Origin of the sequence: Arthrobacter sp. 35W (genome assembly GCF_000482545.1) — a bacterium.
In the GTDB taxonomy this organism is placed as follows: domain Bacteria; phylum Actinomycetota; class Actinomycetes; order Actinomycetales; family Micrococcaceae; genus Specibacter.
The window spans coordinates 1,885,007-1,899,193 of the sequence record NZ_KI519455.1 but is presented as its reverse complement, the minus strand read 5'-3'; the positions used below and the strand labels follow the sequence as shown (position 1 = coordinate 1,899,193).

The window sequence follows — 14,187 nt, the reverse complement described above, 5'->3', positions numbered from 1 at the left end:
AAAAGGGAACCGGACACCGCCGTCGTCAGGCTAGACGGGTGTGGTTAGAAACCGCCCATGCCGCCCATGTCGTCGCCGCCGCCAGCCGGAGCAGACTTCTGCGGCTTGTCGGCCACAACTGCTTCGGTGGTCAGGAACAGACCGGCGATGGAGGCAGCGTTCTGCAGAGCAGAGCGGGTCACCTTTACCGGGTCGTTGACGCCGGCAGCCAGCAGGTCTTCGTACTGGCCGGTGGCGGCGTTCAGGCCGTGGCCAACGGGCAGGCCGCGGACCTTGTCGACAACAACGCCCGGCTCCAGGCCGGCGTTGAAGGCGATCTGCTTCAGCGGAGCGTCGATGGCAACGCGCACGATGTTCGCGCCCGTGGCCTCGTCGCCGGTCAGGTTCAGGTTGGCGAATGCCTTCACGCCAGCCTGGATCAGAGCCACACCACCGCCGGGGACGATGCCCTCTTCAACGGCAGCCTTGGCATTGCGGACAGCGTCCTCGATGCGGTGCTTGCGCTCCTTGAGCTCAACCTCCGTAGCGGCACCGGCCTTGATGACTGCAACGCCACCGGCCAGCTTGGCCAGGCGCTCCTGCAGCTTCTCGCGGTCATAGTCCGAATCGGAGTTCTCGATCTCGGCACGGATCTGGGCCACACGGCCGGCGATGGCATCGGCGTCGCCGGCACCTTCGACGATGGTGGTCTCGTCCTTGGTGACAACAACCTTGCGGGCCTTGCCCAGCAGCTCAAGGGTGGTGTTTTCCAGCTTCAGGCCGACTTCCTCGGCGATGACCTGGCCACCGGTGAGGATGGCGATGTCGGCCAGCTGGGCCTTGCGGCGGTCGCCGAAGCCCGGAGCCTTGACGGCAACGGACTTGAAGGTCCCGCGGATCTTGTTCACGATCAACGTGGCCAGAGCCTCGCCCTCGATGTCCTCGGCGATGATCAGCAGCGGCTTGTTGGACTGCATGACCTTCTCCAGAACTGCAACGAGGTCCTTCACGTTGGAGATCTTGGAGTTGACGATCAGGATGTAGGCGTCCTCGAGGACGGTTTCCTGGCGCTCGGCGTCGGTGACGAAGTAGGCGGAGATGTAGCCCTTGTCGAAGCGCATGCCCTCGGTGAGCTCAAGCTCCAGACCGAAGGTGTTGGACTCCTCGACGGTGATGACACCTTCCTTGCCGACCTTGTCCAGAGCTTCGGCAATGAGGTTGCCGATCTCGGTGTCGCCGGCGGAAATGGAAGCGGTGGCTGCGATCTCTTCCTTGGTCTCGATCTCCTTGGCGGAGGCGAGCAGCTCGGCGATGACGGCCTCGGTGGCCTTCTCGATGCCGCGCTTGAGGGACAGCGGGTCGGCGCCGGCGGCAACGTTGCGCAGGCCTTCCTTGACCAGAGCCTGGGCCAGAACGGTGGCCGTCGTCGTACCGTCACCGGCGACGTCGTCAGTCTTCTTGGCAACTTCCTTGACGAGCTCGGCGCCGATCTTCTCGAACGGGTCGTCCAGTTCGATCTCCTTGGCGATGGAAACACCATCGTTGGTGATCGTGGGGGCGCCCCACTTCTTTTCGAGAACCACGTTGCGGCCGCGCGGGCCGAGGGTGACCTTGACGGCGTCGGCGAGGATGTTCAATCCGCGCTCGAGGCCGCGGCGTGCCTCTTCATCGAATGCAATGATCTTGGCCATGGAGGCTTCAGTCCTTTCGGGACAGTCATTTCGGACTAGGTTTCCGTACATGTGGTGCCCGCGACGGACGGGCTGCACGGGACGGCGATCTCTATACGCCGGCCGGTTCACCCTCACCACACTGGAAGTGTTTTCACTGCTGCTGGTGGAGCTGTTTCTAGCAGTCTCCACCACAGAGTGCTAAGTCAATAATTAGCACTCTGTGGTGGAGAGTGCAAACATACGCGCGCGTCTTGAGCTGCCAGTGAAACCGAATGTCCTTCCGCTGAAGTGGCAGATGCCATAGCGTGGGAGGGGAGATACTCCTGCACATGCATCGATGGGGGCAGCGATGATGCCCTCCTTTAATTCCAAGGAGCCACAATGAGCGAACAGCCCACCCCGGAGAAGCCGGCTACCCCCGAGGTGCCAGACATCCCGGAAGCCCCAGAGGCTACGGCCTACCCCGCGCCGCCGGCAGGCTATGACAAGCCGGCCCCGGCCCCGCCGGCCGCCGAGGCGCCGGCATACCCGGCAGCGCCGTCGGCAGCGCAGCCTCCCTACGGCGCACCCGTCCAGAACCCGCCCTACGCCCAGCAGGCGCCGGGCTACCCGCAGCCCGGCTACGGCCAGCCGATGCAGCAGAGCTACCCCCAGCCCGGCTACGGACAACCGATGCAGCAGGGCTACCAGCTGCCGAGCGAGCAGAAGTCCAAGCTGGTTGCCGGCCTGCTGGGCATCTTCCTGGGTTCCCTGGGCATCCACAACTTCTACCTTGGCTACATCGGCAAGGCCGTGGCCCAGCTGCTGATCACCGTGCTGTCGCTGGGCTTCCTGGCCGTTGCCAGCGCCATCTGGGGCCTCATCGAGGGCATCCTCATCCTGACGGGCTCGGAGAACTTCCGCACCGATGCCAAGGGCATCCCCCTGAGGGACTAGCACCAACCAAAACTGCCCCGCAGCTGCTGCCCGCTTGAAGCGGGAAGCACCTGCAGGGCAGTTTGTCGTTTAGGGCCTTAGAAGGCGCCCGGGCCCAGCACCACGGCCAGCGGGATGCCCAGCTCGGCGGTGTCCACCAAGCGGTTGATGCCCAGAAGCGCTGCGAGGGACTCGGCGTTCGCCTTCTGTGCCGTGCCGCTGTAGAAGATGACGGAGCTGGGCTGCGCCATGCCCTGCCAGTTGGCCGTCTGGTAGACGCCCCAGCCGGCACCGGTGACGATGCCGCTGTACTTGGCCGCCAGACCGCCCACTCCGGAGCCGTTGAACACCTGCACGGGAACGGTCTTGTCGACGGCGGCCGCGGGAGGCGCCGTCGTCGGCGGGGCAGTCGTGGGGGCGGGCGCGGAGGTGGCGGGAGCGGAGGTTTCCTTCGGCTCCTCGGTGGGGGCGCCGGTCGCTGCGTCGGTCGTGGCGGCGGGGCCGCTCGTGATCACGGCGTTGGGCGAGGCGGAGGCGGGGCCGAAGCCCAGTGTCGGGAGGACGAAGAACGCCACCAGGCCCACCACCAGTGCCAGAACACCGAAAGCCACCAGCGGAACGAGGTTGTTCCGGGTGGGGGCAATGCTGGTGCGGTGGACTCCGTGGCGCGAGGAATTTTCCGGGACCTTGTCGAATTCGTCCCGAGGGTAGGTGCTCATGTGGCGGCGGTGTCCTTGTGGTGTTGTGGCAACGGGCGGCGTCAGCTGCCCAGACGGCGGGCCGTCCGGGCCTGTTGGCGCGACGTACGTAGTTTACGCAATCGCTTGACCAGCATGGGGTCGTGGGCCAGCGCGTCTTCGGTGTCGATCAGCGCATTGAGGATTTGGTAGTAGTGCGTGGCGGAAATGTCGAAGAGTTCGCGGATGGCCTGTTCCTTGGCACCGGCGTACTTCCACCACTGCCGTTCCAGGGCCAGCATGGCCACATCCCGCTCGCTCAGGCCGGCAGCCTCCTCGGCGGCGTCCTGCTCGGCCCCGTCCTGCGGAGCGCCAGCGGATTCCGCCGGGGCATCGGCAATGCCGTCCTCGCCAAGGGGATGGTCCGGCCCATGATCGGCCGTATTGGCATCAGACATGGCTCACTTCCTTCCCTGTTCGCAGATAAGTTGGCAGTCTCTCCATACTAATTGCGAACAACAGCATTGTCATTCAGAGACGGCCCCACTGGGCTCCGGACGAGCGATGGCGAACAATGGTGGAATGGACAACCAGCCGGCACTCTTTGACGACGCGCCCCTCACGGCAGCGGCACGGACCACCCCTGCAGAGCTGGCCGCCCTGCAGCGGCTGGCGGATGATCCGCTCTCCTTCATGGCCCCGGATTGGGCCGCGGCCATGGCCCCGGTGAAGCCGCAGCTGCGCGCCCTGGGTGGGTTTCTTCAGGAGGAGCACGACGCCGGCCGCGGCTTCCTGCCCACGGCCAGCGTGGTGCTGCGCGCCTTCTCCTACCCGCTGGCCGAGGTCAAGGTGCTCATCACCGGCCAGGACCCGTACCCGACGCCGGGACACGCCGTCGGGCTGTCCTTCAGCGTGGACCCCGCCACCCGGCCGCTGCCCCGGAGCCTGGCCAACATCTACAAGGAAATGGCCACGGACCTCGGCTTGGACCCGGCGCCGCACGGCGACCTGCGGCCGTGGTCGGAGCAGGGCGTGCTGCTGCTCAACCGCGTACTCTCCGTCTCCCCCGGCGCCGCCGGATCGCACCGGGGCAAGGGCTGGGAGGCCGTTACGGAGGCTGCCATCGCCGCGCTTGTGGCAAGGAACAAGCCGCTGGTGGCCATCCTGTGGGGCAACGACGCCCTCAAACTGCGCCCGCTGCTGGGCGCAACGGCCATCGTGGCGTCCGCGCATCCCAGCCCGTTGTCCGCCTCCCGGGGGTTCTTCGGCTCCCATCCCTTCAGCCGCACCAATGAGCTGCTGGTGGAGCAGGGTGCCGCTCCGGTCGACTGGAAGCTGCCCGCGCGGCTAAAGTAGTTAGGGTGCCCTCACCTGGGCACCTCGATGGCCGGCCGCGCCGGCACCCAAGGAGTCCCGCCGTGACAGTTGCCCCCGCCGTCAAACCGCGCCCCCAGAGCACATTGATGGTGCTGCGCACCGAGTGGCCCAGCGCCCACATGGTGCGCATCATTGCCGGTGGACCGGGGTTCGACAGCTTCACGCCGCGCGACTTCACCGACATGTATGTGAAGATTCATTTCCCCCTCGACGGCGTGGACTACACAGAGCCGCTGGACGTCTTTGCCCTGCGTGAGCACCTCCCCCGCGAGCAGTGGCCCGCCACCCGGACCTACACCATCCGCTGGGTGGACCTTGAGTCCCGCGAACTGGCCATCGATTTTGTGGTGCATGGCGACGAGGGCCTGGCCGGACCGTGGGCCGCCAACGCCAAGCCCGGCGACCGCCTCATCGTGTCCGGCCCGGGTGCCGGCTACAAGCCCAACCCCGAGGCGGACTGGTACCTCTTCGCCGGCGACGACGCCGCCATCCCCGCCATTGCCTCCTCGATCGAGGCCCTGCCCGCCGACGCCGTCGGACGCGCCTACCTGGAGATCGACGGCGAGGCCGACATCCAGGAGATCAACGCTCCCGCCGGCGTTCAGATCAGCTGGCTTCTGCGCAACGGCCAGGGTGCCGGAACCGTCGACCTGCTGGCCGAGGCCGTGGCGGGTGCTCCCTGGGAGCTCGGTCGCGTGGACGTCTTTGCCCATGGCGAGCGGGAGTACATGAAGGCCCTGCGTGATGTGTTCTTCAAGCAGCAGGGACTGGAACGCTCGCAGGTGTCGCTGTCCGGCTACTGGGCCTACGGCCGCACCGAGGACTACTTCCAGGCCGAAAAGAAGGAACCCATCGGCCAGATCCTCGCCCCGGCCTAAAGCGCTTGACAGGGCCCGGCATTCGGCCGTCCCGCCCAACTGAGTGACAGTTATCGCACATTCCGGGGCCCGGAATGTGCGATAACTGTCACTCAGTTGGGCATCAACAAAGACTGCCGTGGGGCGCACCGCAGACCGGGCGGAGGCTCATTTCTGCGGCCGCCATCAGCTTCCATGAACCACCGGACGTCGACGACGATCTGTCCTACAGAGCCGGGCTTCACTCCCGTCCCTGCATGCGGTACAACACCTGACGAATCCGCTCTTGAAGCGCGAGGGCTTCCGCTTTGCTGCCACCGATCCGGGGATGCAATTCCCGCTCTTCGACGGCGGAGAGCGTCTCCTTGATGCAATTGCAGAGAATTCCCAGTTCGAACACGGCTAGTTCGGCGGACACCGTTTCATTTTCATCGTATTCAGCCATTACCCCCCATTAACAAGTCCCCGAACGCAACGGGAACCAGACGGACCTGCTGAAAAGTCAGACTTCGGATGCGGCTTGCTTTGATTCCTCGACCCGGGCGGCAATCGTCCGTCGGTTTTCACGAATTCTAAACCCCAACCAGGCACCTCCGATCGGGCCCACGATCATGGAGCCGATGACTGATTTGAGCTCCGGAGTCTGGCCCGACATGACCAGGACGGCAATCCAAGCCCCCGCACCGGCTACGGCCAAACCGATGGCGGCACACAGTACAAGGAACATCCAATTCTTCACTTTTCAACAAGCCTTTCGATGTGGTTTACATTCTCGACCAAACTCTATGCGAACGCGCTGAACTAAGACTTGCGTGGACCGCGGCCAGCGAATTATTAAGTGAATGCGATATCTCCGCATTCAGCGGTGGGCTGGCACCGCGGATATGATTCGGCTCATGAAACGGGCATTGGAACGTCTTGGGGGCTGCTCAGCGGAAAACGGCCACCTGGTCGACAGCTTGGCATGGCCACGGTGCCGTGAAGCAACCGTCCGCCCTCTGGACTGTGCCCGGGCTGGGACGGCATGACCGGCGAAGCAGGAGCACTGGCAAAGACTGGCGGCGATTGGGAACTCCCTGTCGCAGACGAGCCTGTCACGCAGCTCCGCATTGACTACGCCATAACGCTGCTCTTCGCGAACGGGCTGACCTTGCGCATCGAGCAGCCGTTCGGCCTCTCGACTAGGTCCGGTGAAGACCATGTGGTCGATCCCGAAGGCGGCGTCGCCCAGCTGTTGCCGGTGCTCGGGCTGCGCCGGGCAACAGCCACCAAGGGGACGGCGTTTGTCGACGGCCACCTTGACTTGTGGTTTGCCGACGGTAGGCGGCTAACGGTGCCTCCCGGAGACAAATACGAGGCATGGCAGGTTTCCGGCCCCGGGAAACTACTTATCGTTTCGGTGCCCAGCGGAGGGCTCAGCATTTGGGGGCAGGCCCGGGCTAATTAGCGGCCGCCGGGGTGAAACCTGCGGGCAACCATCCCGAAACACGGCCCGGCTAGCGTGGACGTGGACGCTCCGGCGACCCCCGGCAGGCCTCCGGAGCGTCCTTGTCGGTGTTGCCAATGCCCGGCGTGCCCGCATGCCGGGGACAGGGAGAGCGTTAGCAGCCATGGGTTGGAAGTTCCAGCAGTACCTTAGGACCGGATTCCTGCGCAGCAGATCCTCGTTGGGCCAGGCGCTGCTGATGGCGCTGTGCGCCGTGCTGGCGTATCTCTTTGCCGAGCGCGTGCTGGGCCATCCGGCCCCGTTGTTTGCCGCCACGTCGGCTCTGATTGCCCTGCAGTTTTCCTCGGACCTGCGCACCCGCCGGGTGCTGGAGGTGGCTCTGGGCTGCACACTGGGCGTGGCGGGCGGCGGCCTGTTGACGGTGCTGCTGGGCTCCGGTCCAGTGCAATCCGTGGCCATCGTATTCGTCTTCGTGCTGCTGGCCAGGTTTCTGGACAGGGGCGCGGTGTTTGCCACCCAGATGGCCATCCAGGCGGTTCTGGTCTCGCTGCATGGAGCCACCGCCGAACGGATTCTGGACACCAGCATCGACGCCGCCGTGGGTGGTGGATTCGCGCTGCTGTTCACCGCGCTGGCGCCGCAATGGCAGCATCGGCATCCGCACCTGGCGTTCACCCACGTGGCCGGCGAACTCGCCGCGGTGCTGCGCGAATGCGGTGGTGCGATGAGAGCCGGGAATCCCGACCTGGCGTGGCATGCCCTGGCCATTGCCCGCCGGAGCCAGTCCACCATCAATGAGTCGACGGCGGTGCTGGCCCGCTCGCGGGAGGCTGCAGCGCTGTCACCCTTCCGGCGGCGGCGCAGCGGGCTGGATGCGATGATTGCTGCCATGGCCGCGATGGATCTGGCGCTGCGCAACAGCAGGGTCTTTGCCCGGCGGCTCACCTACGCCCTGAACAACGTGGCGCTCACGCAGCCCGCGGCCCAGGCCCTGGCCGTGCTGTTGGACCGGACGGCGGAAACGGTGGAGGAGCTGGCCCGGACCCTTGGCGAGTCCGACGTCGAAAGGCGGGCTGCACGCCTGGCGGAGGCCCGCGCCGCCCTGGCCCGGTTGGCCGGGGAGCTGGCACCTGGAGGATTTGGCATCGAGACATTGGAAGGGCAGGCCCTGGTGCTGGTCCTGCGGCCGCTGCTGGTGGACCTTCAGCAGGCCGCCGGCGCCAACCACTCGGAAGCCGAAAAGGCCCTGCCGCGGATCACGCTGCCCGCCGCCGAAGCGGCCCCGGCGCGTCGTCCTGCCTGACCAATCCGGTGCGGCCCACCGCAGGTTGGGAACATGATTGCCGCTTGGGAACATGCGCTCCCATGTTCCCCGGCGGCAATCATGTTCATTTCCGCCGGCTGCCTAGCGGCGGCGGTTGCGGCGGCGTTCGTTGCTGCCCATGCGCCGGGTCAGCGGCCGGGCCAGATTGTCACCGAGCACGACGCCGGCAGCGACGGCCAGGATGGTGGTCAGGGCGTTGAAGATGCCCAGGGCACCCTCCGCGGACGCCTCCGGGGTGATGGTCAGGACGAACATCGCCCGGAAGATGGAGAGCCCGGTCAGCAGGAAAATGATGGAGGGCACGGCCACCACCAGGCTGGGCGCCCCCATCCGCAGGGCCACCACACGCGCCAGCACGCCCACGACGACGGCGGCCACGGCCGGGGCGAAGCGCCCGCCCAGCCCGGCCCAGGTGCCGGAAAAGAGCACCAGATAGCCCGCCAGTGCGACAAGGCCGGTGGGCAGTATCAAACGCGCCGCGGTCTGCTCGGCAATGCAGATGGCCACGGTGGCCACCGCCACCAGTGGAATCAGCACGGGCAGCGGCAGCCCGCCGGTCAACGGCTCGGTGACGTCGAAGCGCTCCGTGCCGAACATCGCCCCGCAGACCAGGGCGACGGCGATGCCGCCCACGATGGCCGCAAAGGTCAGGAACACGGACAGGAACCGCCCGGCAGCCGTCACGGGGAAGCCGTTGATGGCATCCTGCACGCCCGAGACGAGCCGGCCTGAGGGCAGCAGCAGCAAAATGCCGCCGGCCACCACCAGGGCAGGGCTCAGGGGTACGTCGAGCAAGACGCAGGCGATGGCCACCGCCGTCACCACAAAGGAGCTGGTGCCCACCACAAAGAAGTCCGGCACGCGCCACCGGCCCAGCCCGCGGGCGATGGCACCGACCAGCAGACTAGTCAGGAAGGCCACCGAGGCACCGGCCAAAGTGCCGCCGATGACGGCCACCACTGCGCCGGCGAAGACGGCCTCGGCCAGCACCACCAGCCAGCGCGGAAACGGCTTGGGGCTGCGGATGATGTCATCCAGGCGTTTGTAGGCGGCATCGCGGGTGACGCCGCCGGAGACGATGTCGGTGACGAGCTCGTGGATCTTGGCCAGGCCGTCGTAGTTGTTGGTCCAGGAGCGCACCACGCGCAGCAGCGTGATGGGGGTGGCATCCTTCTTGGCGTAGTTGATGACCACCGACTGGTTGGTGATGTCCACCTCGATGTTGCGCAGCCCCAGGGCGGCGGTGACGGCGATCATGGACGTCTCCACCTCCAGGGCGCCGGCGCCGTAGCGGAACATCGTCTCCGCCAGGTGCAGGGCGAAGTCCATGGTCTTGCGCGCCGAGGCGTCGACACCACCCACCTGGATGGTGGGGTTGGCATAGGGGCTGCCCGCCAGCCGCTCCACGATGTTCATGGGCGCCGTGGGCGGGGCCTCCCCCTGCACCAGCCGGCGCAGCACCTTGCGCGCGGCAAACCGGGCCTTCGGGGGCGGCGGCTGCACCCCCGGCATTGGCACCACCGGGATCATGCCAACCTGCGGATCAGGCACCGGCTTGTTCTCGGATTCCTCGCTCATGTGCCCTTCTCTTGGCCGCGCACCCACGCGGTGCGCGCCGTCGTCGTCGTTGAGGGTCTCGTGGCTGGATCGGGCCTAGTAGAACTGTTTGCCGGTGCGCCGGGTGTAGAGCTGGCGGAAGATCCGCTCGCCGGCTTTGGTCCACAGCTTGTACTTCAGCGGATCCAGCACCAGGTCGTAGCAGCCGACAAAGTCCGTCACGGTCTTGGTGAAGCTGGTTTTGAACAGGCCCAGCCCGTGGTGCGGGTGGGTGGTGTCCTTCAGCCGGGCGGCCGGCGGGGCACCGCAGAAATCGTATTCGACGGCGCCCAGGGCCTTCATGTCGCCAATGGCCTGCCACTGGACCAGGTGCGAGTCGCCGTACTGGGAGCGGTTCTGCAGGGATCCGCCGTCCTTGTAGGTGGCCTTGCGCCCATAGTTGATGACAAAGGCACCCACGGAAGGGATCCCGTCCTCGTAGACAAAGTAGAGCTGGCCCTGGCCGCGGCCGGTGAACTCGTTCCAGAACTGCTGGTAGTACTCGTACTCGCGCAGCTGGTTGGTGCTCTTGGCGGCCAACGTGCCCTGCATGAGGTTGAACATGGTGCGCAGGTTCTCCTCGGAGACCTCCACCTTGTGCACCTCCACGCCCTCGCGGATGGCGCGGCGGACGGCGTTGCGGCCGCGGGAATGCAGATTGCGCAGCAGCTGGTTCTCCTCCGGGGAGATGTCCAGGATGGCGGTGTTGTCATTGGGCTGCAGATCGTAGGCCTTGACCAGACCGGCACCCAGCAGCACGTCGCGGGCCTCTTCGGAGTCGATGATGTCCGGCTCGATCTTGAGCATGAACACGTTCAGCTTGTCCCTGCGGACAAACTCCCGGGCGGCGGCCATCATGGCCGGCACCTCCTGGACGCTGGCGGCGTCGGGGCCCTTGATCAGGTACCAGAGCCGGCCCAGCATGGGGAAGCTCTTCTCCAGCACCAGGTTGTAGCTGCTGTAGTGGGGCCCCTCGAAGACCAGGTGCTGCGGCTTCCAGCCGAAGTTGGCTTTGACGGCGGCGAAGGCCTCCGACTGGAGCAGATTGCCGCCATTGGGGTTCGCTGTGACGTGCGCGTCCCAGTTGGCGACCTCGGTGGGAGTGGCAAACCGGGCGGTGAATTCTGGCAAGAGACCCTCAATTACGTTGGTGCTTATGTCCTGCCCCAAGTCTACCGGGCGCCGCCTGTGCATCCGCTGAACGCCGGGACGCCCCAGGGCCCGAACTCCGCCGGCCAACCTTCACAGCTTCCGCACAGCTGGGGCAAAGCTGTTGCCGGGTCCCCACCCAGACGATGGGGTGCGAGGCGGTGCCACCGGGTGCCCGCAGGAATTACGGAGATGGAATATGAGTGTCATAGCCCGCAGCGTGGGCAACGCGTTGCGAAACAAGGTGCGCACGTCCGCGGTGGTGGTCATCCTGGCCGTCGCCATTGGGCTGGCGCTGTCGATGCTGGTGGCCAACCAGGCGGTGGCGGCCAAGGTCACCTCGCTGAAGGCCTCGGTGGGGAACAATCTGACCGTCAATCCTGCCGGGGCACGGGGTGGCATCGGTGGCGGCGAGCCGCTGACGGGCGGCGACGTCGCCAAGGCGTCGGCGGTTCCCCATGTCACCTCCGTCACCGGATCCCTGACGGCGCGGCTGTCCAACGCCGCAGCAGCCACCGACGCGGCGGCTGCAGGCACTACAGGCGCGGCCGGCGGACCGGGCGGACGGATGGGCGCCAGCGGCACCACCTCGCTCACCTCCGCCGTTGATCCGGGCACGCTGGGCAACCGGCAGAACAGCTCCTCGGGCACCACCACGGGCGGCACGGGCAATGCGGCGCGCCCCTCCTTCACCATTCCCGTCTCGGCCACCGGCATCTCGGGCAGCCTCACCGCAGCCGGTGAAGCCATCAACGTCACCTCCGGCAGCGATCTGAATGACTTCTCCGACGCCTCCACCCAGGCCCTGGTGGGCACCACGCTGGCGGAGAAGAACTCCCTGCAGGTGGGCTCGACCTTCACCGTCCAGGACCGCACCATGACCGTCGCGGGCATCTTTGACGCCGGCACCGCCTTCGACAACAACGCCATCTACGTTTCCCTGGCCGCCGCCCAAACCCTTCTGGACCAGGCCGGCGAGATCAGCACCATGACGGTCACGGTGGACAGCATCGAGAATGTGGATGCCACCAAGACGGCCGTCGCTGCGGCCCTGGGCACCACGCGCGTGGACGTCACCTCCGGCGGCCAGAACCTGGAATCCGCGGTGTCCTCCCTGGGCACCGTGCAGAACATCTCCCTGATCGGGTTCATCGCAGCCCTCATCACGGCCGGTCTGATCGTGCTGCTGATCATGATCATGGTGGTCCGCGAGCGCCGCCGCGAGATCGGCGTGCTGAAGGCCATCGGCGCCTCCAACCGCACCATCGGCGTCCAGTTTGTCCTGGAGGCCATGGTCCTGGTGGTGATGGGCTCGGTGGTGGGGGCCGTCGTCGCCGCCGTCAGTTCCAATTCGATCGTCAGCGCGCTGGTGGCGGGCAACACCACCACCAGCACGACGACGGGTGGCCGGTTCCGCGGAACCGGAACCGGTGCGCCGCAGGCCATTGGCGAAGCGGCCGCCGGCGGTGTGCCCGGCGGCGGAAACTTCGGCGGCGGCGCCTTTGCCGGGGCCAACCAGTTGATCGGCACCATTTCCACCTCCGTGGGCTGGCAGACCCTGGTGCTGGGCGTGGTGGGCATCCTGGTGATTGCCGCCGTCGGCGCCCTGGTCCCGGCCCTGCTGACCGCCAAGGTCCGCCCCATCGAAGTTCTGCGAGGAGAGTAAGAGATGTTGGAAGTTCGAGACGTCGTGAAGGTCTTCAAGACCGGCGACAACACCATCAAGCCCGTGAACGGCATTTCGTTCACCGTCGAGCAGGGCACCTTCGCGGCGATCCTGGGCAAGAGCGGCAGCGGCAAGAGCACGCTGCTCTCCCTGCTGGGCGCCCTGGACAAGGCCACCTCGGGGGATGTCGTGGTGGATGGGGTGAACATCTCCGCCCTGCCCGACGCCAAGCTGACGGCCTACCGCCGCGATGACATCGGGTTCGTGTTCCAGGCGTACAACCTGATCCCCAACCTCTCGGCCAAGGACAATGTCATGCTCCCCATGGAGTTTGCCGGCCTGTCCCGCGCGGAGCGGAGCAGCCGGGCTGCTGAACTGCTGGTCCAGGTGGGGCTGGAGGAGGACATGCACGACCGCAAGGCCAACAAGCTCTCCGGCGGCATGGCGCAGCGCGTCTCCATTGCCCGGGCGCTGGCCAACAACCCCAAACTGATCCTGGCCGATGAGCCCACGGGAAACCTGGATGACGAAACCGGCGAGCTCATCATCGACCTGCTGCGCAGCCTCTCTCATGAGAAAAACACCACCATCCTCGTGGTGACGCACGACCATGCGCTGGCCGCCAAGACGGACAGGAAGTTCCGCCTCGCCCGCGGCCGGCTGACGGAGGAGCCGGTGCGGGCGGCGCACCTGCACTAGGCAGTGCATTTCGCCCCGGATGGACTCTTGCTGGTGCCATTTGCACCACCTTGTCCATCCGGGGCGGGGCCTATGCTGGAGCCATACTTGTTCCACTCACAGGGGAGGGTCCATGCGGATTGCCGTTCTGCAGGCTGCCAGCACAGTGCTTGACGTCGAGAAGAATCTGGCAGTGGTCGACGCCGCCGCGCAGCGGGCCGCCGCTGCCGGGGCGGATCTGCTCCTCACCCCTGAACTCTTCACCACCGGATACGCCCCCGCCCAGGTGTCGGCGGCCGTGTCCGACGCGATGACCGCCGCCATCGACACCGGGGCCTCGGCCATCGCGGCGCGGCACGGAATTGCCCTGGCCTACAGTGCCCCCACCCCGGCGGCCGGCGGCGCCTGGCACATCGGAGCCGTGCTCGTTGATGCGGCGGGCACGGAGGTCCTCCGCTATGCCAAGGTGCACCTCTTTGGGGCCGAGGAGCGGGCCGCCTTCGTCCCAGCCACCGAGGCGCCGGCCGTGGCCACCATCGCCGGAATGCGCGTGGGCCTGCTGGTTTGCTACGACGCCGAGTTCCCCGAAACCGTCCGGGCCCTGGCCGATGCCGGCGCCCAGGTGGCCCTGGTGCCCACGGCCCTTTCCGAGGGGTTCGACGACGTCCCCCAGGTGCTGCTCCGCGCCAGGGCATTGGAAAGCCAGGTGGCCCTGGCCTACGCCAACCACGTGGGCACCGCGCCGGAGCACGACGGCGGCACGCTGGTGCTGGGTGGCGGCAGCATCGTGGCCGGGCCCGACGGCCGGGTCCTGGCCCAGGCACCGCGCAGCACGGACCCGCGCAGCAC

At 66.7% G+C, this 14,187-nt stretch carries 13 protein-coding genes and 1 pseudogene; 8 read left to right on the top strand and 6 right to left on the bottom strand.

From position 1 onward, the window contains the following. Window positions 1-44: 44 nt before the first annotated feature. Complete coding sequence (groL, locus tag K254_RS0120670; RefSeq protein ID WP_026556931.1) at window positions 45-1,670, bottom strand: chaperonin GroEL; 1,626 nt, start codon at window positions 1,668-1,670, stop codon at window positions 45-47. A gap of 363 nt (window positions 1,671-2,033) precedes the next feature. Between groL and K254_RS26280 the strand changes: the two genes are divergently transcribed. Next, the gene (locus tag K254_RS26280) at window positions 2,034-2,588 is read left to right on the top strand and encodes a TM2 domain-containing protein (RefSeq protein WP_051389455.1); all 555 of its coding nucleotides are present in this window, start codon (window positions 2,034-2,036) and stop codon (window positions 2,586-2,588) included. A gap of 77 nt (window positions 2,589-2,665) precedes the next feature. Here the strand turns inward: K254_RS26280 and K254_RS0120660 are convergent, their stop codons facing one another. Together K254_RS0120660 and K254_RS0120655 are read right to left on the bottom strand one after the other, a co-directional pair. Beyond that, the gene (locus K254_RS0120660; protein ID WP_026556930.1) at window positions 2,666-3,286 is read right to left on the bottom strand and encodes a LytR C-terminal domain-containing protein; all 621 of its coding nucleotides are present in this window, start codon (window positions 3,284-3,286) and stop codon (window positions 2,666-2,668) included. Window positions 3,287-3,327: 41 nt separating this feature from the next. Next, entirely contained in the window at window positions 3,328-3,702 is a 375-nt protein-coding gene (locus tag K254_RS0120655) for a DUF3263 domain-containing protein (RefSeq protein ID WP_081710297.1), read from the bottom strand. 124 nt (window positions 3,703-3,826) lie between these two features. On the opposite strand from K254_RS0120655, the gene K254_RS0120650 reads away from it, so the two are divergent. Together K254_RS0120650 and K254_RS0120645 are read left to right on the top strand one after the other, a co-directional pair. Continuing rightward, the gene (locus tag K254_RS0120650) at window positions 3,827-4,600 is read left to right on the top strand and encodes a uracil-DNA glycosylase (RefSeq protein ID WP_081710296.1); all 774 of its coding nucleotides are present in this window, start codon (window positions 3,827-3,829) and stop codon (window positions 4,598-4,600) included. A 107-nt stretch (window positions 4,601-4,707) separates the two neighbouring features. Beyond that, on the top strand, window positions 4,708-5,499 hold the full coding sequence (locus tag K254_RS0120645; RefSeq protein ID WP_081710349.1) for a siderophore-interacting protein: 792 nt from the start codon (window positions 4,708-4,710) through the stop codon (window positions 5,497-5,499). A gap of 220 nt (window positions 5,500-5,719) precedes the next feature. Here K254_RS0120645 and K254_RS25845 read toward each other — a convergent pair whose 3' ends face one another. Next, on the bottom strand, window positions 5,720-5,923 hold the full coding sequence (locus tag K254_RS25845) for a hypothetical protein (protein ID WP_155848643.1): 204 nt from the start codon (window positions 5,921-5,923) through the stop codon (window positions 5,720-5,722). 579 nt (window positions 5,924-6,502) lie between these two features. On the opposite strand from K254_RS25845, the gene K254_RS24555 reads away from it, so the two are divergent. Together K254_RS24555 and K254_RS24550 are read left to right on the top strand one after the other, a co-directional pair. Beyond that, window positions 6,503-6,925 carry a DUF6188 family protein gene (locus K254_RS24555; RefSeq protein ID WP_035750431.1) on the top strand — a complete coding sequence of 141 codons (423 nt, stop codon included), beginning with the start codon at window positions 6,503-6,505 and terminating at the stop codon, window positions 6,923-6,925. Between the two features lie 163 nt (window positions 6,926-7,088). Beyond that, window positions 7,089-8,228, top strand: coding sequence for an FUSC family protein (locus K254_RS24550; RefSeq protein WP_196811027.1), 1,140 nt, complete (start codon window positions 7,089-7,091; stop codon window positions 8,226-8,228). 102 nt (window positions 8,229-8,330) lie between these two features. Here the strand turns inward: K254_RS24550 and K254_RS0120620 are convergent, their stop codons facing one another. Both K254_RS0120620 and K254_RS0120615 read right to left on the bottom strand, forming a co-directional pair. After that, window positions 8,331-9,827: a threonine/serine exporter family protein gene (locus tag K254_RS0120620; protein ID WP_026556925.1), complete on the bottom strand. Its 1,497-nt coding sequence runs from the start codon at window positions 9,825-9,827 to the stop codon at window positions 8,331-8,333. Between the two features lie 75 nt (window positions 9,828-9,902). Next, window positions 9,903-10,976 (bottom strand): lipid II:glycine glycyltransferase FemX, encoded by a 1,074-nt coding sequence (locus K254_RS0120615; RefSeq protein WP_026556924.1) that lies wholly within the window; start codon window positions 10,974-10,976, stop codon window positions 9,903-9,905. 217 nt (window positions 10,977-11,193) lie between these two features. Between K254_RS0120615 and K254_RS0120610 the strand changes: the two genes are divergently transcribed. From K254_RS0120610 to K254_RS25525, 3 genes and pseudogenes are all read left to right on the top strand, one after another. Next, entirely contained in the window at window positions 11,194-12,660 is a 1,467-nt protein-coding gene (locus tag K254_RS0120610; protein ID WP_026556923.1) for an ABC transporter permease, read from the top strand. Between the two features lie 3 nt (window positions 12,661-12,663). Next, window positions 12,664-13,359: an ABC transporter ATP-binding protein gene (locus tag K254_RS0120605; protein WP_026556922.1), complete on the top strand. Its 696-nt coding sequence runs from the start codon at window positions 12,664-12,666 to the stop codon at window positions 13,357-13,359. Window positions 13,360-13,378: 19 nt separating this feature from the next. Further along, window positions 13,379-14,164, top strand: a pseudogene (locus tag K254_RS25525) (nitrilase-related carbon-nitrogen hydrolase); the annotation flags it as partial. Window positions 14,165-14,187 lie beyond the last annotated feature (23 nt).

Excerpts from the sequence above, each read along its gene's own strand:
- K254_RS24555 (WP_035750431.1), top strand. The coding sequence starts at position 6,503 with ATGACCGGCGAAGCAGGAGCACTGGCAAAGACTGGCGGCGATTGGGAA.
- K254_RS0120605 (WP_026556922.1), top strand. The coding sequence starts at position 12,664 with ATGTTGGAAGTTCGAGACGTCGTGAAGGTCTTCAAGACCGGCGACAAC.
- K254_RS0120655 (WP_081710297.1), bottom strand. The coding sequence starts at position 3,702 with ATGTCTGATGCCAATACGGCCGATCATGGGCCGGACCATCCCCTTGGC.
- K254_RS0120660 (WP_026556930.1), bottom strand. The coding sequence starts at position 3,286 with ATGAGCACCTACCCTCGGGACGAATTCGACAAGGTCCCGGAAAATTCC.
- K254_RS0120645 (WP_081710349.1), top strand. The coding sequence starts at position 4,708 with ATGGTGCTGCGCACCGAGTGGCCCAGCGCCCACATGGTGCGCATCATT.
- K254_RS24550 (WP_196811027.1), top strand. The coding sequence starts at position 7,089 with ATGGGTTGGAAGTTCCAGCAGTACCTTAGGACCGGATTCCTGCGCAGC.
- K254_RS0120610 (WP_026556923.1), top strand. The coding sequence starts at position 11,194 with ATGAGTGTCATAGCCCGCAGCGTGGGCAACGCGTTGCGAAACAAGGTG.
- groL (WP_026556931.1), bottom strand. The coding sequence starts at position 1,670 with ATGGCCAAGATCATTGCATTCGATGAAGAGGCACGCCGCGGCCTCGAG.
- K254_RS0120650 (WP_081710296.1), top strand. The coding sequence starts at position 3,827 with ATGGACAACCAGCCGGCACTCTTTGACGACGCGCCCCTCACGGCAGCG.
- K254_RS25845 (WP_155848643.1), bottom strand. The coding sequence starts at position 5,923 with ATGGCTGAATACGATGAAAATGAAACGGTGTCCGCCGAACTAGCCGTG.
- K254_RS0120620 (WP_026556925.1), bottom strand. The coding sequence starts at position 9,827 with ATGAGCGAGGAATCCGAGAACAAGCCGGTGCCTGATCCGCAGGTTGGC.
- K254_RS26280 (WP_051389455.1), top strand. The coding sequence starts at position 2,034 with ATGAGCGAACAGCCCACCCCGGAGAAGCCGGCTACCCCCGAGGTGCCA.